The organism is Pseudobutyrivibrio sp. C4, assembly GCF_900111635.1.
GTDB classification, from domain to species: Bacteria; Bacillota; Clostridia; order Lachnospirales; family Lachnospiraceae; genus Pseudobutyrivibrio; species Pseudobutyrivibrio ruminis.
The window spans coordinates 96,328-119,513 of sequence record NZ_FOHF01000004.1; the positions used below are offsets into that span (position 1 = coordinate 96,328).

Below are 23,186 nucleotides of genomic sequence, written 5' to 3' on the forward strand. Positions count from 1 at the left end.
CTATTCTCCTATTTCTATTTCATAAAGCAGATTGTAGAAATTCTGCATGTATTCTTCATTCCCTGATAGATCAACAATCACTAGATAACACATGGTGTCATCCAAGCCGAAATATTCCTGAACTTTTGTGCCGGAAATGTCGATGGCTGCGTAGTTGTCAAAATACGTGTCATCATTTTCGTTGCGTTGATTGAAAGTAGCTTCACGATTTGCCCATAAATCTAAGAGATTGTCAGGAAGCTGCTTTGTTACATCCAGTGGTGTGCCAAGGTCGCATAAATACTGGACGCCCGCTTCGTCGGTGAAGGCGAAATCCATCTGCCCTGATACGGTGTAGATGTCGATTTGATTGTAGTAGGCTGTTGAATTTGCATCAACATCCCCTGACAAACCAGCCACCATGGAGAAGCCTTCGTGCTTATCCATGCCAAGCAAATCTGGCATTGTCTTTTCTAGATTCTCATCGACCTGAGATGAATTGATAACAACTCCGTAAAGCTTGTAATCTATGTACGTCATCTGATGGTGGACGAACCAACCAATCACTCCGATGATGACAAGCACAATCAACATGTGCATCCAATAATACGTAAATACGTATCCAATCTTTTTATCTAAAGGCATCTGGGCTAGCTTTGCTTTTTCCCCTGCCCATGTTTTAGTAACCTGCTCTTGCTCGTTGTCTTGATATGCCATAATACCCCACTCCATTATTTCGTCTAGAACCTATCGTAACGTAAAAAAACGGCTACCGCAATAAGCGATAGCCATTTTTAATAAACATTTTATATTCGACTAAATATCAAGAAGCTTTGCGTATGCTGCAAGTGCATCTGATGTATCGCCAGCAAGTACCTTCTTTGCAAGTACCTTACCAAGCTGAACACCTTCCTGATCGAATGAGTTGACATTCCATGCAAATCCCTGGAACATAACCTTGTTCTCAAAGTGAGCAAGGAGTGCACCAAGTGTCTCAGGTGTAAGCTGATCACCAACGATGATTGATGATGGACGGTTGCCCTCGAAGTACTTGTTGCGGTTGTCGTCGTCCTTACCACAAGCGAATGCCATAATCTGAGCTGCAACGTTTGCCTTAAGCTTCTGCTGTGATGTGCTGCCTTCGATAACAACATCTGTTGCCATCTGGCTGTTCTTGAAGCCAACAAACTGAAGAGGGATGATGTTTGTTCCCTGGTGAAGGAGCTGATAGAAGCTGTGCTGTCCGTTTGTACCTGGCTCACCAAAGATAACTGGACCAGTAACGTAATCAATTGCCTCGCCGAAACGGTTAACGCTCTTGCCGTTTGACTCCATGTCGAGCTGCTGTAAATGAGCAGGGAAACGGCTAAGTGCCTGTGAGTATGGAAGAACGGCTGTAGACTCATATCCAAGGATATTTCTCTCGTATACGCCGATAAGTGCGTCAAGTAATGCTGGGTTCTTGCGGATATCTGTGTTCTTTGCAAGAGCATCCTCTGCAGCTGCACCGTTAAGGAAACGAGCAAATACATCAGGACCGAATGCAAGTGAAAGAACTGCGCCACCTACTGAAGATGTAGATGAGTAACGTCCGCCGATGTAATCATCCATGAAGAATGCATCAAGGTAATCAGATGACTTTGCAAGTGGAGATGTCTCTGATGTAACAGCGATCATGTGCTTTGAAGCATCAAGACCAGCGTTCTTAAGAGCATCCTTAACGAATGACTCGTTTGTAAGTGTCTCAAGTGTTGTACCTGACTTAGAAACGAGGATGAAGATAGAGTGAGCAACATCAACGCCTGCAAGAACAGCTGCTGCATCATCAGGATCTACATTTGAAATGAAGTGAGCCTCCATCTTGAATGTGCCTGTAACCTTTGCCCAGTTCTCAAGAGCAAGGTACATAGCGCGAGGACCAAGGTCTGATCCACCGATACCAATCTGAACAACAGATGTGAACTTCTCACCTGCTTCGTTAACGATTTCGCCAGCGTGAACCTTGTTTGCGAACTCAGCGATGCGCTCCTGCTGCTTTACATAGAACTCTCTCTTGTTAACGCCATCAGCCATAACATCATCGCCAAGCTGACCACGTGTGAGCTGGTGAAGAACGAGACGCTTTTCACCTGTATTGATAACCTCTCCGTTGTAGAGGGCTGCGAACTTGTCAACAAGCTGTGCCTCATCAGCAAGCTTTGCAAGTGCATCAAGAACTGTATCATCAACCTGCTTTGAAGCGAAGTTGTAAACCATGCCGTTTGACATTGGCACGCAGTACTCAGCAACACGCTTTGCACCGTTTGCGCCTGCCATGGCTGTCTTGAGCTCTACCTGATTCTTAAGCCCCTGGAGAGTCTTGAATGACTCGAGCTTATCAAAATTTTTCCATTCTACCATTTTGAACACTCCTTTATATAAAACAATGTATATTGAAAACGATTTCAGTGAAAATTTTATAATAAAAGCCGTGGTATTTCAAGAAACACCACGGCTTTTTCACAATATTCCTATTTATTACACTTGAAATTGATTTATTAAATCTTCAATTCTTACAGATGACTCTGAGACTGCTGTAGCACTTCCATCAACTTTCTTTGAATGAGATGCAACCTGTTCAGCTCCCTCTGCAAGTGTTGTTGCTGTAGCGCTTACTTCCTCTGTACTAGCTGACTGTTCCTCTGAGATAGCAGCCATAGCAGAAGCTATACCGTCAATGCTTCCAATTTTCTGAATCATTTCTCCAACAGTTTCACTAGCATTATCAAGGCTCTTGAAAATCTGTTCAAAAGTTTCACCGGCTGTATTTACAGACTCCATGCTTTGATTGATTTCCCCAACATTCTGCTGAGCCTTTTCAGATAACAACCTGATTTGCTCTGAGATTTCTTTGATGATATCCGAAATCTGCTGAGTGCTTTCCGCAGAATTCTGAGCCAGTGCACCAATCTCGTCTGCTACAACTGCAAATCCTCGTCCTGCTTCACCTGCTCGCGCAGCTTCAATTGAAGCATTCAAAGAAAGTAGATTTGTCTGGCTAGAGATTGAATTAATCATATCTACAATTGAATCAATCTTCTTTGCTGATTCATCTACAGAGCAAACAACCTCATTCATTTCCTGCATAGAATCAGCAACAGCTGTCATTCCAGACTGCACAGCTTCCATATCCTTTTGACCAGTACGGGCTGCGGATACTAAATCATCCATAGTTTCTTTTGTTGATTCACTCTGCTGTGTAAGGTCGTCAACCTGCTGCGCAAGATCAGTCGCATTCTCAGCCAGCTCTGTAACGGCGTTTGCCATGTCTTCCATAGTTAGCTGAATCTGCTGCATTGCACTTGCCTGGTCCTCTGCACGTTCATTAAGATCTGTTGAAACCTCTTTGCTTGTGTTAGCTTCTGATGCAAGTGCTCCTGACATTGATTTTATTTCTACCAATGTCTCTCTCATGCTAGCCACGTAATCATGCATATTATTATTCATGATTCCGATTTCATTTTTTCCACCTTCTGGAATTTCAACAGTGAAATCACCACTAGCAATTCTTGTGATATTTTCAGTAAGGTTGCTTACTGGCTTTGTAATCATTTTGTTAATCAAACTAAGAAGTATAGCTGTGATTGCAACTACAATGCCTGCTGCAATTATCATGCTTATATACATGAATGTGTTTAGTTCTTTTAACACAGCATTTTTAGACACATATGCAGCCATTATCCAGTTTGTATTTGGCACCTCATTAAATGATACAAAATAATATGTGCCTTTTATTTGAATTCCTTCTACTTTGCCAATCTGATCCGAAGATAGTTCTTTTCCAATAGCTGTAGTCATTGGATCATCACTGTGTGAATCGATTGTTGTTCCTATGAATTCTGTCTCTGGATGAGCAAGAATCATATTCTCATAGAAAAGCATTGTTTTGCCAATTCCACTAGGCTGATAAAGACTTGCAGTAGCAGAAATATCTGACAAGGAAATGTCGATTGCCATTACACCTTTTCTGCCATCTTTCAATGTAATCTGACGTGATGCAGATACTATCATCTCATTTGTTGAATCATCTATGTAAGGTGCACCAAGTGTCATCTGGGATTTATCAGCACCATCTTTGTACCAATCACGCTGAGTTGGGTCGTAGCCTGCTCCTGGATCCCACCCCGATGGATCAATATAAGTTTTATCTGATAATCCTATATAGCAACCATTTGGAACCTGTTCAAAAGCTGTTAATGATGGCTGCAAGATAGCTGCGATTTCCGAATCATCCATAAATGTTCCCGATTCTACTAAATCGGCAGCACTATCAAAATAGTTTAAAATGTCTCCAAGCTGAGAGCCGATATCCAAGGAATTAGCTCTAGACTCTTGATTTAAGGCATCTGTAGCAGATTCTGTGATTACAGATTTTGCTCGAATTGCCACAAAAGAAGTTACAAAAACAATAGCAACTGCAATCATTGGAATCAATGCCATCAATAGCTGCCTACTAATTTTCTTATTGCCTCGCTCCTGTCCTTTGTTCTTTTTGTTCATTATTATACCTCCACTCATAGGTAGTTTTTACACTATCCTAAAATATGTCTTTTTTGCCTCGCCAAAAAGGCACAAAACTCATCATAGTCCTAATATTGATTGAGGTCAATACATCACAGACTTAAAAAGAGCTGCCTCCCAACTTCATTCAGAAGTTAAAAAGCAGCTCCTAAGCGAATACTGATAATGTCATTATTAGTTCCTTTCTTGAATTGTCTTTCCGCTGTGCCTTCGCGTCAGCCAACCTGACCTTTGTCAAATCAACCAACGGAGATTTGGTCTTCCTGCCGAAAGAATCAATTCTTTTGTTTTATACTCTTTATATCGGCAGGAAGGGTGGGGAGGTTTAGAGGTTATTCTATTTATATCATCCCATATCCACCGCTCTTCAGAATCTCATCTTTTAAGGCTATAGCGTTTTCAAATCCTTTTTCTGCTAAATCCTCCGATGCATCTGACATGGCTTTTTCCAACTTATTTGCCACATCATCAAAATTATTTAGTACCAAATTACGAGATAAACCAATTTCCGATGCCACCATTTCAAACTTGCTTCTATTAATTTTTGAAATATTCAATTCATCGCCAATATAAAACGACATGTCAGATGTAGTACGATATACTCTCGTTGCTACTAAATCATAAGCTGGTGCTAGTCGTTTTGTTTTTAAATCCTCGCTATATAATAGAGAGAAATTCTTTACATGACAGTCTGTATTTCCGATCAAATAATTAAAAATAATAATTCTTAATAACGCTATTTGATCTTCAATTGGATTGCTCGAATTATTTCTTAAAAGTTCAAACATTCTCGCCATATATCCCGATGGAGTTTTCTCATATTTGTCGGCCGCAAAAATACCTAACGCCTGCGCAAAATCCTCTTGATGTAATCTATAAGGACATTTCAAACCATCCAATTCTCTATTGTTAGATAATGGCCTATCATATCTCGCTGTTGCGTATAAGATATCTTCGTCTGCCTGAGACCCCTGTGAAACAATAAAACTTTCAGGTACCGTAATGCCAATACGCTTTGCTGTTTGAATACATAACTGTTCGTTCAGAACTATTTGTTTATGTCTAACATGACTTTGTTTTACTATATGCGTACTTGGAGCATCCCCCTTAGGTAGATACCACGTTTTATCCGCTGCATTATAGTAGAGTCCAACTTTTCCTGAAGCACCAGTTAGTGATAAATGTGTCTCTAGTAATATCTCAGTAGATTTTGTAGCTCCCTCTGCTGCAAGCGCTTTAACCCTTTGGGCTGATAGCAATTCGTAGCCCGACACCTCGTCATCCTGACCTTCAACTATTTTTATAGCACCAAGACATTCCTTGCCCAACTCAGCTAGGATTGATATATAATCGTTTTCATCTGCTTTCATCCAATTAGCTACAGCTTTTCGCGAAAAGCCTTCTGGCAGTAGACTCTCAAAAAAATTCTTTGTTTTTGCAGGCGAAAAAGCCTCCTGTTGCAATGGAATCGAAATCGATATTGCTGCTGCATCTTTATTATCTAAATATTCTTGTTCATATCTGAATCGAGCGTCTAAGTAACTTTCACCAGCGATTTTTCCAACCAGTGTCTGTATTCCGTTCAATTCTATATATACACTTAATTCTCGCATGGATTACCCTCTCTCATTCAACTCCACATCAAGTCCTAATAGATTTGCTATTCTCAGAGCCTTGTCTAATTCAATAGTCTTTTTTCCATTTTCTAAATCTGACAAAAAGCTTGCGCTTATTCCCGTAAATTCTGAAATATACTTCTGCGTATATCCCAGTTTTTTCCTTTTGTTTTTTATTGCTGTTCCAAATGAATTTGAATCTGTTACTTTCATAAACACCTCTTAGCCGTACGGCTATATTTACCTTTGCATTGTATAAAATTAGCCGTACGGCTATATAATCTTATTTTGATTATACATTTCGCCGTACGGCTATGTCAACACAGCTTTTCTTAGAATTCTTTGTATCAAATAATGCCGCCTATTCTTGTTGATTTAGTTCCTTTCTTGAATTGTCCTTCTGCTGAGCCTTCGCGTCAGCCAACCTGACCTTTGTCAAATCAACCAACGGAGATTGGTCTTCCTGCCGAAAGAATCAATTCTTTTGTTTTATATTCTTTATATCGGCAGGAAATGCAATTAGTTTAATTTTCATCCGTCTGAGCAGGTTCCTCCAATTCTCCAGGGCTCTCAGGCTGTGGCTCCTCGACAGGAGGTTCTGCAGCTGGTTCAGTAGTTTCATTTGTATTTTCCGGCTGAGTCTCCTCAGTACCCGTATTTTCAACCGGCTGTTCTTGAGTTTCTGTTGATTCAGAAGATTCTGCAGGCTTTTGTGTTTCTTCTGAAGATTGTTCTTTCTCTTCTTTTACTTCTTCCTTCTTATCTTCAGTCTTTTCCGCTTCTGTTTCTTCCTTAGTCTCTTTCTGGACTTCTATTTCTTCCGTAACTTCTACTTCCGTATCTTCGGTGATTGTTTCGGCATCCTCTGCTTCAAAGCTCCATGTTAAAACGATATCAGGTGTAACATTAACATACTTCCAATCACCGTTTGGATTACATCTACCGCGAAGGCCAAAGCTGTATTCATCAAAACCACCCACTGGGTTGAACACGCACGCATAATTACCAGTTTCCTGGTCTAAATAATAGGTGTAATTTGATTCTGGCGATGCAGCAAGTCTTGCATTAGCAACTATTTTTCCGTCATCATCCAGAGGAATCTCCTGACCTTTGTTATCCACCAACGCAATGTACATGTCACAGGCTGTGCTATCTCCAAAGTCCGGAGATGAAACTATATTGATTCCGCTAGTGTCACTGATAGAAGCGTTGACTATGATGTTCACTGCAACGTTACTTTCATTTTTGATAGTAAGTTTGTCACTGTAGCTAGAAAAATCGTAGGCACCAGAGGTGTTTCTAAACAGTAATGTGGCTCCTTCTTCAACAGTACCACCACCATATTTCTCGGCACTGGTAAGATAAATAAGCTCCTGTGGATCCATCAGAAAATTGAAAGGCGATGGTTCTGCCACTGTCGGTAGAATAACTGAGACCGCCTGTGGCATAGCACGTTGCACAGGGACGGTAACTTTTTTCACAGTGGTTACACGCTCAGTCTCAGAAGTTTCTGCTGATGATTCTGTTTCGGGCTGAGTCTCAGTAGTAGCTTCGTTAGCTGATTCTTCTGCAGATTCTGTCTCTTCATCAACAGTCTCAGCTGGCTCGGTTTCCTCAGCATAGCTTATATTCAAATTTCCTATAAATAATGCCGTTGCCAACATTATTGTAAAAAACCTTTTAACATACATATCTTTCATATCGACCTCCGACTAACCAAAAAAACCATTAGTCTTTGTATATGTATCGGCATAATAATTGTTAATAGAAGTATTATAACAGGGAAATATTAAAAAATTTTGATGTGTTTCATTCTAAGAAATTCTTATCAGCGTACACTATTTTATACTTATCCCTATGCTGTTCAAAGAAATATGTTATTAGTCGCTCAGAGATAAATCCTGGATAGCGATTCTGATAGTTATCATCAACAGTTCCGCATTTTTCTGCAACATAGAATAAAATGGGGAAGAGCCAACCGCATAACTCATCAAAGACATCTTTTCTAGCAATCACCATGTTGCATGGCGAATATAAGCCTGTGGAGTTGAAAAAATCTTTAGCTTTTTCATATTCCTCGGATTGATTTTGCTTAAGATATTCCATCATCTCATCCCAGAATTCACCAATATGTCTACTGCGATAGTTTAACTCCAAATTAGGGTGCACATATAGAGGCACCGGAAGGATGACATCGATGTCATTTGTCGCCATATAGCTAAGCCAGTTTTCCGGCAGGATGAAATGACGTCTATAGTGCACTAGACCGACCACATCTTCCTTGGCATTTTTCCATATCCAGTAGAGTGCTGTCAGCTCACAAAACTGCTTGTTTTTTTCTGATATGTTATCACCTGTATTATCAAAAAAAGACGCATCTATTCTTTCATCCGTTAGGGCTGAGCCTACCTGTATTATTTTTTCGCTTTCAGCAAACTTATATGGAGATTTCAGTGTTTTGTCAAAAGCTGAATTGGCAACATAGATTGTACTTTCTTTTATATCTGTGCTTGTTGAAGTATCTTCATCTGTATCATAATCATAAATCTTATCGTATATACGATTTCTCTCGGCAAAATATTGGGTGAGATATCGATTTCTCAATTCCATATCAAGCTTCACATCAACAGGGATGATATGTTTCATCCCACATGCTTGAAGAGTCCTTGTGATGTGTTCCTGATTGACACCTCTCATGCCTAGATACACCGGAACATCTATATCAAGATTTGATTCTGCCGCGATTTTGAGCACAGGAATACCATCAACCTCGGAAGGATTGTCTTCATCGTCGTCATAAAGATATGCGAGGATTTCCATTTCCGGGTCGAGATATTTGAGGTAGTATCCAGTTGTGATAGCGCGCGAATGGACGCCCGCGATGTAGATTTTTGGCATTGTTTGTCCTCCGAATATAATAATTGCGCAGAGAAATCAAAGCCTACTTTACATACATAGCTGTGAACACATAGTAGCTAAATAACTTATAGCCTTCTTCTCGCATTTTTTGTGTAAATCAGAATCAATTAATTTTTCAATTCCGCCACTATACTCTACAAGAACTATATATGGATTATACTTTTTCCAATTAAAGCTTAAAGCAATTTTCTCATCAAAACCTTCTGCGTCTATATCTATAAAATCAACATGCTCTATCCCATTGGTTTCTAATACATAATCTAATGTATGAACGGGAATATCTATAATATCTTTCAATTCATTGCTATCAATACGTTCAGCTTCAAAAGAGTCTCGCAAACTATCTTTGAATCTGTAAAATTTCAATGTATCTTCTTTATCTCCAATACCACAATTCAAATTAATATCGTTTGGTCTATGGATTTTAAATAATTCTATACTATTTGGATTAGCATCTATATTTATTCCGCGCCATCCCTTGTTATGTAAATAGGCAGTATTGCTATGTGCATACGGATGATGACATCCTATGTCAACAAAAAATCCATCTTTCTTATCAATAGTTTTTGTCATCACCTGATAAGCCACGATACCAAATTCTTCACCAAATTGAGAATAGGACTTACAAGCAAAACTATCCTTATAACTAACAACTTTTTCACCATCATAATAGCCACTTATATTAGAAAGCATTCCTGCTTTCGCTATTTGCTGTGTAATCTCATCTCGATAGGATGAAGTAACTACTATTTTGAATTCTTCTTTTTTGATATCGTATTTTTTTAAAAAGTTTTCAAATTCCGAAAAAGATAATACTTGCTTTCCACCAATGCCGTCTTTATATTTTTCAGATTTATTATCAATATAGCACTCAAAATCTGCGCCATTATTCAATAGGTAACTTCGTCCAAATTCACCTGCCCCAAACAAAAATATTTTCATGACCAACCCCTTCTAAACAATAGTTTTAAAGTATTCAATTGTTTTCAACAAACCTTCCTCTAACTTTATCTTAGGTTCCCAATCCAATTCTTTTTTTGCCAGAGATATATCTGGCTTTCTTTGTAATGGATCATCTGATGGCAATTCCTTGTATATGATTTTCGAATTAGAGTTTGTAAGTTTTATCACCATCTCAGCCAATTCTTTTATGGTAAATTCCCCAGGATTTCCTATATTTACAGGACCGGCAAAGCCATCTCTACTATTCATAAGACTAACCATGCCATTAATTAAATCATCAACATAGCAAAAACTCCTTGTTTGACTACCATCGCCATAAATAGTGATATCATCTTCTTTTAATGCCTGCACAATAAAATTAGACACAACTCTTCCATCACCCACATCCATTCTAGGTCCGTATGTATTAAATATTCTCATTACCTTTATATCAACACCATGTTTCCTGTGATAATCAAAAAATAATGTCTCGGCTGCACGTTTTCCTTCATCATAGCAGGATCTATTACCAATAGTATTTACGTTTCCCCAATATGATTCAACTTGAGGGTGCATATGAGGGTCCCCATAGATTTCTGATGTTGATGCTTGTAGTATTCTTGCCCCTGTTCTTTTAGCTAGACCAAGCGCATTCATCGCTCCATATATCGATGTTTTGAATGTGTATATTGGATCGCGTTGATACCATAACGGACTTGCAGGGCAAGCCAAATTATATATTTGATCACATTCTACATATAAAGGCTGTGTTACATCATGTCTTATAAATTCAAAATATGGATTTACCATTAATTCTCTAATATTATCTTTTGAGCCTGTGAATAAATTGTCGACGCATATCACATCATTTCCCATTTCTAGTAGTTTATAACATAAATGTGATCCTAAAAATCCAGCTCCACCGGTAACTAACACCCTGTTTCTTCTCATATTTCCCCCTATACATAATTATTATTAATAATTTGTTCTATGGTCATCTTTAGTAGATCCGGTAAAAGTTTATAATCCCTATCACGATCCCATTTTTCCATATGATTATAGTCCTCCAATTCAACAAGCATATGATAGTTTACATTTCGCTTTTGTATCACCTGTATGCATAAAGGATTAATATAATCCCTACTAAAGGTCTCAATAAAATGACTCCCTTTTTTCATATATAGGGAATTTGAAGAACCAGCTCCATGTGGACAAAGTACAATATCTGCACCATTAAAGCACTTTATTTGTTCCATCAATGTAAGCTCTTCTGGGATTACAACTTCGAAACCATAGTCTTCTAATATTTTATCTGCCCCCAACAATTGACGTACACCTATCCTCTTGAAAAATACTCGTTTCCCAAACTCTCTCTCACAAGAGTGACTTTTTTCAATCAAATATTCAGCCGCTTTATCTAACACTGATGCATGCAAATGTCTATCTTTATAATCACATACTACGTAATACAACTTACTCACATGTAAATACTTTGGCGATGGAGCACCATCCTTAATCCAAATTATTCTACTTTCTTCAATATCAAATAATTCTATTAGCTGCTTATTAAATCCTGTTTCATACATCAAGTATTTACCCTTATAACCCGATTTAACCATTACAAACAGCTTATCCAGCATCTCAAATGTAACATGCCAGTAATTAAATTGAAAACACCCAGCAAGCATACATAGCTCTTCTATTTTCTCGCAATCATCCCAGTATGACTTATCGAATTTTAATGGATAGTTTTTATGTATTGTTCGTACTCCCCATGCATTCCATGTGTCTCGTATAATAGTTCCGTCACTAGTATAGACATATGTCACATCATTAAACTCTACATTACATTTAATATAAGCATCTTCTATTGAATTTATACTATATCCTGGATAACATTGGATTACATTCTTTTCTACATAATCTAATTTATCTGAAAGTACAAAATCCGTATCCTTTAAAATAGTTATCTCTGGAATTTCATTTTCATGCAAAAATTTCAACATTTCACGCTCGTAAGGGAGCCATGTCACCCCCACTAACACACCATCAATTTTTTTATCTCTATATAAACTGATGATTTCTTGAGGTGTAACAACTGGTATATCGAACTTCTTTTGCAAGCTTTCTGCGTTTTTATCTGCTATGTACTTTATCTCATATTCATCACATCTATATTCCTGTATTTTTTCAAAAATAAATGTTCCATATGCTCCGCCACCCCATATGGCAATTTTTCTTTTCACAATCTTTCCCCTCCTGTTTTATTCTGCAAAATGCTTATCCGCTACTGCAATCTTATATTCATCGTAATGATGAAACATAAAAATAGATAATAATCTTTCTCCTAGAAATCCTAAATATCTATTCTGATACTGATCGTTTTTTACCACGCAATGTGACTCGCAATAATCTAAAACATCAAATAAAAATTCGCAGTATTTATTAAATATTTCTCTTCTCGCAATAAACATATTATAGGCAAAATAAACATTACCTTTTTCCAATTTTTCAACATCCTCATAATAATCAGGATATTTTTCTTTAATAGCTTTTTTTAATATTTCCCAATCTTCTATTATGTGATCTCTAGCATAGATAGTCCTTACATCTGGAAAATTCGCAATAGGAACTGTTAGCACTACATCAATATCTGACTGCGGTAGTTTCCTTCTTTCTTCTTCGGTAAGAACGAAATGTCTACGATAATGACATAGTCCTAAATATTCAGCACTTGTATTCTTCCACATCCAATATAGCGCTGTTAATTCGCAATACATTCTGTTCTTTCCAGATATATTTTCACCTGTATTGTCTCTTATATTTGAAACCTGGCTGTCACTTAATGCAGCTCCTACCTGAATCTTTTTTTCCCAATTAAATCTACTAATATCTTCTTTCAAGTTTTTATCCATAGCGCTTATTGCTCTATAGATTTCTATTTCTCCACCTTGTCCTTTATCATTAACTTTTTTTAATTCTTCATGTAAGTTTCTATATTCCAGACCTCTTTGATGAAAATAATGCATAATATAATTTGCCCTTACATTACTCCATTCATCAGATTCAAATGATAGACTAATAATATTTTTAAAGCCATTCTCTTCTAGTGTTTTAAATATTTCTCTTTTAACTTTTTCTAGACAAGCAACTAATATTAATACATCTTTATTCTCACTATTACTAAATTCTTCGAATGTTATAACCTTTTTTCCATGAAATGTTTCTGGGTTGTTTTTCATATCTGTGACGATAAATGCTTTCGGAATTATATTATAAGGTTTATCCATAATACACGACGCAACCTCATCTGCAACAATTCCCGCTCCATAAATATACACATCATTTGATTTTTTTATTCTATCGACTATTTCATTTGCGTAATACATATATCACCTCTTATTCTTTTAAATCAACCCCTCGGATAACTCATTAATCATATCTTTAAAAGCTAATGCTTTAATCCCTATTTCTCGATATCCCCTAATAATCTCTTCGGGCTCCGCCAATGATACAATTACTGCATCACAATCAACATCTTTATACTCTTGATTTATCACTATATTTCCGAGTTCTGTCTTATTTCTATCTATCGCATATACGATATTGACATTATTTTGATTCAAAAGATCTACTAATATTTCTCCATATGTTCCAAGGCCATGTATAACAACTTTATTTAATGATTTTTTTTCAAAATAGATATTCCAACTTCGTTGCTTAAGATTAATTAAAACCAATCTTCTCATTAAATCATTTGAAATACCAACTTTTCTTAATTGATCTTTTGTTACTACATAATTACTATAAACATCTAGTATTTCCTTCATTACTGATAAATCTGATTGAAACTCTTTACGATAAATATCATTAATATCCATCAATAAAGCCATGCGAGAGGTTGTCATATTCTGGGTTATATTATTCCAATATTGATTTTTCGTCTGATCTTCGATTATATATAATAGATTTTTGTAATTAAAATCTAACGCGATTTGCGCGCAATCCCTCATCCCCTTTAATATATCTTCTATACAATTTGAAATAATATCTTGTTTATTTGATTCATAATAATATTTATATAAGTATACAGGCACAACATAAAACTCTTTTGCTGCTGCCATCGCTTTTACAAAAAACACTGGATCTTCATATCTCTCATAAACGGGAAAGCTTATATCATATTCATCAATTAAACTTTTTCGATATATGTAACTCTGGTAATCATAGTCTTTTTGAAATTCAGAATAAGATATTTCCAATCCCTCTTTACCAATTTCAAAATCACTAAATAAATCAACTTCCTTTTCTTCTCCATTTTCTACCACTTTTCTTAGGCTTCCACATATAGGTATATTATGTTCTTCAGCGGCATAAACCATTTTTTCCAACGCGTTGGAATCAACAAATTCATCATCCGCGTCTAGAAACGCTATATAACGTCCAGTAGCTTTTGATATTCCAAGATTTCTTGCAATCCCAGGACCTAAATGATGTTGATTATATACATGTATATTATCGACATTTTTTTCTTTTACTTTCTTAATAGTATTATCTGTTGATCCGTCATCAACACATATTATCTCCACCGAGTCAATTATTGTCTGTTTTAAAACACTACTAATAGCACGTTCTATTTTTGTTTCTACGTTATACATTGGTATTATCACTGAAACATCCATACTATTTTCCTCTCTTAATAAACCGATATATAAAAACACTCCACATCATATGATGTGAAGCGCACTCCAACATTATTAGTATTTTACTCCCCATCAAAAATATAGTATTATCACTTGCTGAACTTAGAAAACAAATCCCCTTTTAACCATTTATTATAAATATCTAAAACAGGTATTTCATTTTTTATAATTTGAAGTTCATCTAGCATTTCATTCCTGTATATAAAGCTAGAAATAACTATTAAATCAATTTTCCGTCCTTTTATTTTCTCAATATTTATTATTTTTTTATTACCAAGCATTTTATCTTCACTTACCAAATATACAATCTTTGCATTAATATTTCCAAACAACTCGTTATATATATTTAATAAACCTTCAGTATGTTTACCTTTTCCAAATAGCGCAATTGTCTTACCGGAATCGTCAAATGGTATTTCCTCTAGCAAACTAGAATATGAAATCTTTTCATACTCCCTCAACGTTAAATCAAAATCATTTGTATAATTATTATTATCTAATACCTTTTTTAACCTCTCTACTTCCAAAGTTAAATCAATAAAATCCTCTAAGTAAAATTCATTTTTTTTATCAAATAACATATTTAAATTTTGATTAAGTGACACAAGTATTCCACTATTTTTCAATGTTTTAACAAAACTATCATCTTTTCTTTTTTTGTATTCAATAAAAAAAGAATCTATAACATTAGTATACCAACGCATGACAGCATAAGCCCATCTATAGGCTTCGTTAGTCAAAAGTATTTCATTTTGAACGTATCTTATAGCTTCTATTACTGACTTAGTATTATCATAAAAACTCATCATCAAATTTCCACCATGAGAAACTCTATGATGGATCAATATTTCATCGAGCAGCGACACCGTTTCAGCTTTTACCACAGCTTTGATACTATAAATATTGTCCTCACATACTTTAATATCTTGAAATTTTATTTCATTCTTAATTAAGAATTTTCTTTGTATCAATTTATTCCAACAAACCATTGATACTATTTTTAAAACATCATCTCTCCTTTTTACTGGATTAATTTTATTTGTTGAAAAATCCTCATAATCTAAATATTTATATCCATCATTTTCATATATACCCGTGTCCTGATGATATCTATCGGCATTACATACACATATTTCTGCACAGTCTATTTGAATTCGATTTATCATTTTTTCAAGCAACTCTTTTTCAAAAAAATCATCACTATCTAGACAAATTATATACTCCCCTAGGGCTTTGCTAATTCCATAATTTCTTGCATTTCCCGCACCTTTACAATCTGAATTATATAAAACTAAACGCCTATCTTTTTTGATATATTCTTCAACAATCTTTACACTATTATCTGTTGAGCCATCATTTATAAATATAGCCTCAAAATCCTCATATGTCTGATGTATTATTGAGATAATACATTGTTCTATATATTTTTCAGTATTGTAAAATGGAATTATAATTGAAATCATTTCAACCTCATATTTTATTATTTTGCTCTATATTTATATTTAAAATGAAAATCAATAAATTTTAACAATCCCTCATATTCATATTTCTTTTGTATATATGAATCCATTATTTATATATTGCATTATTCAAATATGCCAACGACTTTTCACGTTCAATCGCTAATTTTGATTCCACTTCACTATAATTAATAGGAGAAATATTATTCAAATCTTTTTTACAATTGACATATCGATTTCCTATACCAAGTGTATTACATATATTCACAATTCGATCTATGTCAGCCAATTTTGAATCCACATATGCTCTATCCATATAATAAAAATTTTTATTATACAAAATAGAAAATGCTACTCCGTGAAAAGAATCAGTAAATACATAACTAGCATTCTTTATTAACGAAATAAAATCTGTTGGGCCCACATCTTCGATAATTTTCTTGTCTCCATTAACAATTATTTCTTCTAATAAATTCGATTTAATTATATATATCTTTTTTACATTGTTACTCTTCGCAAAATATTCTAACACATGATTATGCGCGCTATATTTCCCAATAAAAAAGCACAATATATATTGTTCATTAATACTTATATTAGAACAGATTAAATCCCATTTTTTTCTTTCAATCATTAATGTTGGATCCAACACAACCTCTACATCTTGGCTTAAATATCTAGTCAAAATCTCCTTCCCAGAATTTTCTCTAACAGATATATAATCATATTTTCCTTCTTTAAATATTTTTTCAGCCAGATTTAAGGCATCTCTTCCTTGAAATCTTGTAATCCCTCCTGTTGCATATGTTATTTTCCGATGCCTGTTATCAGCCCAATCAAAAAGATACGCATCTTCAGTCCACATCGGATTCCATAACTGATCACTTCCTAGAAGTAAAACTTCATAATCATCTGTTTCTTCTTTCAAATCTGGTATTGTATAGCACTGCTCCGATATTGTTATATTATTTTCGATAAAATCAATAAATTTTAATATTTTCCCACACGCTTGGTTCTCATAATGATTATTTCTATAAATTAATTCATAATAATCTCTTATCTTTCCTTTAGCGGGTATATTAATACTTTTTTCGTCATCATTCAAACTTCTATACCTAATTACCTTACATTTGCACCCTAATCCAGTTAAAATTTCTTGCATAGCATAGCATTGAAGTGTTTGTCCGTAATTACTGAATTTTTGTAAACACCACGTAAATATTGCTACAGATTTCATCCATTTTCTCCCACTTGTTTTCTATACACATATTCGACTACGTCTTCAACGGATACTACATCAATATCCTGATTTATCTCATAAATCTGCCGTTCAATTTCTGAATAAAACTGAACCGGAGTTATTACTATCACATCTATATTTTTAAATGTCGGTAATTCGTTTAAAGTAATAATATTATTATATAAATCCTTTAAACACTTAGCATTCCGATCAATTAAAATACTAATATCCACATCTACAGCTTTTAATTCAGCATATAGTTGTTTTCCAATTCTTCCCATCCCATAAATTGCTATTTTTTTATAATCATTGTCATCAAAAAAACTTTTTAATGTGTTACCGCTTCTCATAATATATAGCCATTTATCAAATAATCTAAATCCGAAATCAATAATATTTACCATCTATATTTCTCCTCAAATATAATCCTATAAACTATGCTATAGCGCAAAGAAGTCACAATCATCTGGATTATATCTTAATCTAATATTATCATTTAAAGAATTTATTAAAGCAATGTCCTTATCTGTTAATTCGAATGTATCAATTGAATAATACTCGTTTAAATGCTCTTTATTTAGAGTTCTTGGAATTGAAATGAAACCTCTCTGATAATGCCATCTCAAAATCAACTGCACCCTTGAAACGTTATATTTTTCCGACAGCATTCTTATCGGTTTTGATTTAATCAAAACATCATGCATTCTCGCAAGTGGTGAATATGATACTACTTGTATATCTTTTGCGTAACAATAATTAACTAAAGCATCTTGTGTAAATAAAGGATGTACTTCAATCTCATTTATCATTGGCATTATTCTTCCAAGTTGCTCAATCTCTTGCAAATGATGCTTATTACAGTTACAAACACCTATTGCTTTTACTATACCTTCTTCATATAATTTTTCTATCTCACGCCATGTTGAAATATATGTTCCAGTTTGAGGCCAATGTATAAGATATATATCAATATAATCCGTACCTAACCTTTTTAATGAGTCTTCTAAAGCTCCTCTAACTCGTTTTTCGCGCTGGGATATATTACCAATTTTTGTCATTAATAATACCTCTTCCCTTTTTCGCGTGTATCTTAGTGCTTCCCCTAATGCGTCTTCGTTAAGCCCATATGATTCCGATGTATCAAATAATTTGCATTTCCCTTCTTCTAATGCATATTTATATATTTCATATGTTTTAGCAAATAATTCTGATTTTTTTTCTATTTCCCATAAACCTTGTGCTCCCAAACCAACCGGTGGAACTAATAATCCATTTAGTAATTCGAACTCCTTCATCACTATACCTCGTATTTGAACTTTCCGAGCGCAACATCAAACTCATTTTCTTTTAATAATTTAATAAAATCCTCACTATTATCAGGAATCACTACCGCATTATCATAATGATAATTTCCTTTTTTAATTTCCTCTAAACCAACGCTTTTAAAAGTAATACTTTTTTTTATAGCTTCAAACAGTCCTTCGCCTTTCTCTGTATTAATTATAACTGCTGAAGTACCCTTATCATCATCATAAGCATTATCCACTCCCCAAAAATCACCTAAAGTAATATCTGACAATCTCTTATCACTCTTAAAATCACAAGAGGCACAACTTCTACGAATGATACATCTAGCTTCAAGAAATGCTTTCATATAAGTATTATCATTACCCGATATTACTATTTCTTCATCTTCACACAAAACTTTTGTAACTCTCGGAGATTTTTTCCATCCATACTTTTTATATTTAAACCAAATTCCTTTTACTGGAATATGTAAGCCTTGTATCCATTTTTTATACGCGAGTGGTGAATTTACTCCCATACATATAAAATCTACTGTTTGCAAGTTTTCGTACTTGTCTTTACCTAAAAATGCGTATAGTCCAACAATCTGACAAGGAGTTCCGCAAAACAGCACCTTTTTACCACTATCTAAATATTTTTTTACCAAACTAAATGTATTATTAATATTACTTTGTACATATTTAGATTGTTTTAAAATAATCAAATCTTGTTCGTTTTCAATTACCGAGTGATTTACATCCAATTTTTCATCATATCTAGCTCCAAAAACCACACCATTATCACGCAATACGAACCTTGCTATTTCTGTAAAAATCCCTCCAGAAGTGCTTTCAAATCGATTTCCTTCATCATTACTCCATGCTAAATATGCTTTTCTCTCATATTTTTTTCTATGCCTATTATCTATTAAATCAATTCGTCTTTCACAGACTTCCCTGCATTTACCACAGTTTATGCATGTCTTAATAATCACCGGTGAGACAAAACCATTGGTTTTCATTTCCATTTTGATAGAATTGGTAGGACATACATTACTACAAGCTGCACATCCTGTGCATTTTCCATCACTTATCCACATATCAATCATATTTTTCCTCGTTATCTTTTAATTTACAATGTCACTTCCTCAATATATTTTAAAAAATCTATCAATTTAACATAATCCTCATTTATTTTATTAAGAGTAAGGAGGATACGTTTCAACGGTATCTGATGCGCTTTCACACCATCATGGTCATCAATTTCAATAAAACTATCATCTAACCAAGGCAAAATAAAAGATTTATTCTCTTTTTCTAATGCAGTCAAAAAAGCTGATCCTTCAAACTTTCTAGTAAAATTATAAACAACTTTTTCTTCAAACTTATCGTATTTTACTAATTCGGTTTCTGTGGATATAAAAATATCTTCATTGGCAATTAATATTTTTTTATACAATCCTCCCTTTGTCCAGCCTTCATGTTCTAACTTCTTGTTTTTTATTGAATAAATGCAAAACCTCTTTCCTGATTCATCTATAAAATATAGATTATCTTGTAGTACAAATGCATCCTCAACTTTTCCTTGAAATATGGTATCAAGTATCTCGACTTCATCATTTTCTATTTCATAAATTAAAATTTTATTGCTATTTTTTAATACTAACGTTAAAATTCCATCTTTATAATTCCATTTATATATCTCAAAATCTGAGCACTTATTAATAATTTCTTCATTCCATTTTGCTGATGCTATTTCTTTCTCATCCTTATCAATAATTATTAATTCATCACTAGTATTATAAGGGATAAATATAATCTTATCGTCATATACAAACGCTGTTAAATATTTTGTTATTTTTTTTATTTCTTTAAAAGATAATGAATTATTATTACTATCAAATAAATAATATCCTGCCAATCCATTTGAATAAATCAATATATCATCTCGGTATTTTCGAACTCCCCACATAACTCCATTTTTCTCAAATACTAGTTTTCCCCTTATTTCCCATGAAAAAATATCAATACTGCAAAAAATATTTCTGCACGCAAAAAGAATGCAATTTTCTTTAATTATTGCGTTTTGAATAAATAAACTATTTATTCCCATTCTACATTCTCCTTTATTATTCTTGCAGGATTTCCAACCACCATACAGCGTGACGGCACATCTTTAGTCACAATACTGCCTGCACCTATAATCGCGCCATCTCCAACCTTTACTCCCTTAAGTATAGTTACATTCTGTGCAATCCAAACATGATTACCAATGATTATCTCAGAAGCATGCTCCACACCATTAATTTTATGGAAATCGGAATCTAATGCACAAAAATGCCGTCCAATAGCGCAATCTTTTCCGACTTTAATTCTTTTTTTGCATCTGATTTCGCAATATGAATTAATAAAACTGTTGCTCCCTAGTTCTAGTATTCCCCCTTCAAATATCAAAATATCTGCGCCATAATAAAATTTAAAATTGTCTTCAATAATTAATCTAGAATGCTCTTTTAACTGTATTAGACTTGATCTAAATAAAATAGGAGCACCTTTATCAAAATAATGAGTTCCCTTAATTACTAATTCTGAATTCTCAGCCAAAATAATATTTATATCATCTGGTCGAGTATAATCATTAATATTTCCACTATTTATTATTTTTTCCATACACTTAAATATGCCCAACAATGTATTAAGCATTGTTGGGCATTCTCCTTACCTAAATTATTTTACAATTGAACTACTCTACTGTAGCTGTTGCTGTATATGTTACTCCGTCATATACAATCAAAATTGTGTGACTACCAGTTCCAGTTACTGGAATACCAATCGCACCACTTGCAGTTACGCTATAATCTGATGTATCTGTACCATCAACCTTTATAGACGTAATATTTGCTGTATCTGCATTAGCATCTGCTACTAAGCGAATAAACGCTTTACCGTTAACATATGAGCATGATGCCACTGCAGTAGCTGCAGGTTCATCGCTATAAGTTCCTACACCATCTGTACTAAGATTTGTATCTGTCGATTCAGGCTCAGCAAAACTCCATGTAACAGTAATCTTTGGAGCAGTTGTATCAGCAGTAATTGCTGCGTTAGAAACTGCACCCTTTATCTTAAACTTAAGTGCTGTCCAATCAGTAAGACCTGTTGTTTTCTGCTTATAAACATACTCTTTCGCATCAGTTTCTGCATTTTCTTCAACAACGATTTCATAATTACCAGGGTTTCCTGCTAATTTCTTTGTTACAGGAGTTTCTGTTGCTGAAAGAATCTGATTAGTAGCATTTTCACCTTCACCCACTACTGCTGCCAAATAGAGCTTTGGAGATGTCTCGTCAGCTGCAAGTGCATCTGTAGCTAATGCAATATCTTTTCCACCTGCCGAAGCTGTCGTTTTAACCTTTACATCAACCTTTATATCATGGCTTGATTTATTAATTATCTGCAATTCATTACTTTCATTTGAATATGTTTTTTCACCTGTAAGGAAATAAACACCTGTATCTTCATTTGCTTCAGGGAATGTTGTACCTTCAGCATATTTACCACCATTTGTTGTCTGAATCAATCTTTCAGGATCCATTGTGTAAGCAAATGTTTGCTCTGTTGCTGTTGGAAGAACAACATTCATATGCTTTTGCTCAACGTGACCTTCTGATGCACCTGTACCATCTACTGTTCCAGTTCCTGTTGTATCGCCATCTGCTGCAAATGCTGTAATGGACATAGCCATAACCATAGTTGCTGCTGTTAAAACAGCTAAAATTTTTTTTGCTTTCATATAAGCTTCCTCCTTGAAAAAAATCTTACTTCACCTTCCTTGGCAAAGCATTTAACTAGTTCCAATATTCAGTTTTTCTTCCTATTGTTGAACAACAATAGTGATACCTACTCGAACTGTGCTTATTGTATTCTGCTCATCATCAACTAGATGGTATATGCAGACACAGTCGTAAGTACCTGCTTCTAATGGAGTATCTAAAGTAATATTTTCAAGTTCACTTCCTCTTGGTAATATTGGAGACTTGTATATCACTTCATCCTCGTCCTCTGCCAAAACAACATCGAAATAAACATCATTTGTGTTTCCTACTTCGTTTGCGACATAAGCATCTTCTGATGCATCAGCCCCTGTAGGAAATGTCCATGTCGTATTCATAGAGGCCTCGTAGTATCCTGGCTCTACGTATTCTTCTTGAGCCATTTCTTCTACTACCTCCTCGACATTGTCTTGAGAGACTACCACATTTCGTTTTTCAGGTTCCTCAGTGTTCCCCCTTCCTAATAGCAGGAAAATAATTACCCCCAACAAAGCAACAATAACAACTATACCAATAACTATTGCTATCTTTAATCCATTATTACTCTTGTTGTTTGCATTTTCTGACACGTTTTTAGCCCTCCAAATTCTTCTGTGTTGTTCTCCATTCTCAATATTAACTTTTTCATTTTGTTTCGCGCAATTCACC

General features: G+C 34.7%; 20 protein-coding genes and 1 pseudogene. All 21 read right to left on the reverse strand.

Annotation, left to right across the window (positions count from 1 at the left end):
* A complete protein-coding gene (locus BMY66_RS08215) occupies window positions 1-696 on the reverse strand; it encodes a hypothetical protein (RefSeq protein WP_090394806.1) in 696 nt (231 codons plus the stop codon).
* A gap of 99 nt (window positions 697-795) precedes the next feature.
* On the reverse strand, window positions 796-2,379 hold the full coding sequence (locus BMY66_RS08220; RefSeq protein WP_074790861.1) for a glucose-6-phosphate isomerase: 1,584 nt from the start codon (window positions 2,377-2,379) through the stop codon (window positions 796-798).
* Window positions 2,380-2,496: 117 nt separating this feature from the next.
* Window positions 2,497-4,518 (reverse strand): methyl-accepting chemotaxis protein, encoded by a 2,022-nt coding sequence (locus tag BMY66_RS08225; RefSeq protein WP_177175626.1) that lies wholly within the window; start codon window positions 4,516-4,518, stop codon window positions 2,497-2,499.
* A 362-nt stretch (window positions 4,519-4,880) separates the two neighbouring features.
* On the reverse strand, window positions 4,881-6,152 hold the full coding sequence (locus tag BMY66_RS08230; protein ID WP_090394808.1) for a type II toxin-antitoxin system HipA family toxin: 1,272 nt from the start codon (window positions 6,150-6,152) through the stop codon (window positions 4,881-4,883).
* A gap of 3 nt (window positions 6,153-6,155) precedes the next feature.
* On the reverse strand, window positions 6,156-6,368 hold the full coding sequence (locus BMY66_RS08235; RefSeq protein ID WP_033152811.1) for a helix-turn-helix domain-containing protein: 213 nt from the start codon (window positions 6,366-6,368) through the stop codon (window positions 6,156-6,158).
* Between the two features lie 311 nt (window positions 6,369-6,679).
* Window positions 6,680-7,855, reverse strand: a complete 1,176-nt coding sequence (locus BMY66_RS08240; RefSeq protein WP_090394809.1) for a hypothetical protein — start codon at window positions 7,853-7,855, stop codon at window positions 6,680-6,682.
* A gap of 109 nt (window positions 7,856-7,964) precedes the next feature.
* Window positions 7,965-9,053, reverse strand: a complete 1,089-nt coding sequence (locus BMY66_RS08245) for a DUF4422 domain-containing protein (protein ID WP_090394810.1) — start codon at window positions 9,051-9,053, stop codon at window positions 7,965-7,967.
* A 48-nt stretch (window positions 9,054-9,101) separates the two neighbouring features.
* Window positions 9,102-10,016, reverse strand: coding sequence for an FkbM family methyltransferase (locus BMY66_RS08250; RefSeq protein WP_090394811.1), 915 nt, complete (start codon window positions 10,014-10,016; stop codon window positions 9,102-9,104).
* A 12-nt stretch (window positions 10,017-10,028) separates the two neighbouring features.
* Window positions 10,029-10,967 (reverse strand): UDP-glucuronic acid decarboxylase family protein, encoded by a 939-nt coding sequence (locus BMY66_RS08255; RefSeq protein WP_090394812.1) that lies wholly within the window; start codon window positions 10,965-10,967, stop codon window positions 10,029-10,031.
* Window positions 10,968-10,975: 8 nt separating this feature from the next.
* Window positions 10,976-12,262, reverse strand: a complete 1,287-nt coding sequence (locus BMY66_RS08260; protein ID WP_090394813.1) for a glycosyltransferase family 61 protein — start codon at window positions 12,260-12,262, stop codon at window positions 10,976-10,978.
* An 18-nt stretch (window positions 12,263-12,280) separates the two neighbouring features.
* Window positions 12,281-13,405, reverse strand: a complete 1,125-nt coding sequence (locus BMY66_RS08265; protein ID WP_090394814.1) for a DUF4422 domain-containing protein — start codon at window positions 13,403-13,405, stop codon at window positions 12,281-12,283.
* An 18-nt stretch (window positions 13,406-13,423) separates the two neighbouring features.
* The gene (locus BMY66_RS08270; RefSeq protein ID WP_090394815.1) at window positions 13,424-14,698 is read right to left on the reverse strand and encodes a glycosyltransferase family 2 protein; all 1,275 of its coding nucleotides are present in this window, start codon (window positions 14,696-14,698) and stop codon (window positions 13,424-13,426) included.
* 110 nt (window positions 14,699-14,808) lie between these two features.
* Window positions 14,809-16,182 (reverse strand): glycosyltransferase family 2 protein, encoded by a 1,374-nt coding sequence (locus BMY66_RS08275; protein WP_090394816.1) that lies wholly within the window; start codon window positions 16,180-16,182, stop codon window positions 14,809-14,811.
* A gap of 106 nt (window positions 16,183-16,288) precedes the next feature.
* Window positions 16,289-17,416 carry a polysaccharide pyruvyl transferase family protein gene (locus BMY66_RS08280; RefSeq protein WP_090394817.1) on the reverse strand — a complete coding sequence of 376 codons (1,128 nt, stop codon included), beginning with the start codon at window positions 17,414-17,416 and terminating at the stop codon, window positions 16,289-16,291.
* Complete coding sequence (locus BMY66_RS08285) at window positions 17,413-17,823, reverse strand: Rossmann-fold NAD(P)-binding domain-containing protein (protein ID WP_090394818.1); 411 nt, start codon at window positions 17,821-17,823, stop codon at window positions 17,413-17,415. The genes BMY66_RS08280 and BMY66_RS08285 overlap by 4 nt, the downstream gene beginning before the upstream one ends.
* A 36-nt stretch (window positions 17,824-17,859) precedes the next feature.
* Window positions 17,860-18,714 (reverse strand): aldo/keto reductase family protein, encoded by an 855-nt coding sequence (locus BMY66_RS08290; RefSeq protein ID WP_090394819.1) that lies wholly within the window; start codon window positions 18,712-18,714, stop codon window positions 17,860-17,862.
* Between the two features lie 2 nt (window positions 18,715-18,716).
* Window positions 18,717-19,814 (reverse strand): Coenzyme F420 hydrogenase/dehydrogenase, beta subunit C-terminal domain, encoded by a 1,098-nt coding sequence (locus BMY66_RS08295; RefSeq protein WP_090394820.1) that lies wholly within the window; start codon window positions 19,812-19,814, stop codon window positions 18,717-18,719.
* 23 nt (window positions 19,815-19,837) lie between these two features.
* Complete coding sequence (locus BMY66_RS08300; RefSeq protein ID WP_090394821.1) at window positions 19,838-20,818, reverse strand: hypothetical protein; 981 nt, start codon at window positions 20,816-20,818, stop codon at window positions 19,838-19,840.
* Between the two features lie 11 nt (window positions 20,819-20,829).
* Window positions 20,830-20,979: pseudogene (locus tag BMY66_RS13980) on the reverse strand (sugar O-acetyltransferase); the annotation flags it as partial.
* A gap of 469 nt (window positions 20,980-21,448) precedes the next feature.
* Window positions 21,449-22,498, reverse strand: a complete 1,050-nt coding sequence (locus tag BMY66_RS08310; RefSeq protein ID WP_090394823.1) for a hypothetical protein — start codon at window positions 22,496-22,498, stop codon at window positions 21,449-21,451.
* 81 nt (window positions 22,499-22,579) lie between these two features.
* A complete protein-coding gene (locus BMY66_RS08315) occupies window positions 22,580-23,107 on the reverse strand; it encodes a hypothetical protein (protein ID WP_090394824.1) in 528 nt (175 codons plus the stop codon).
* Between the last annotated feature and the right edge of the window lie 79 nt (window positions 23,108-23,186).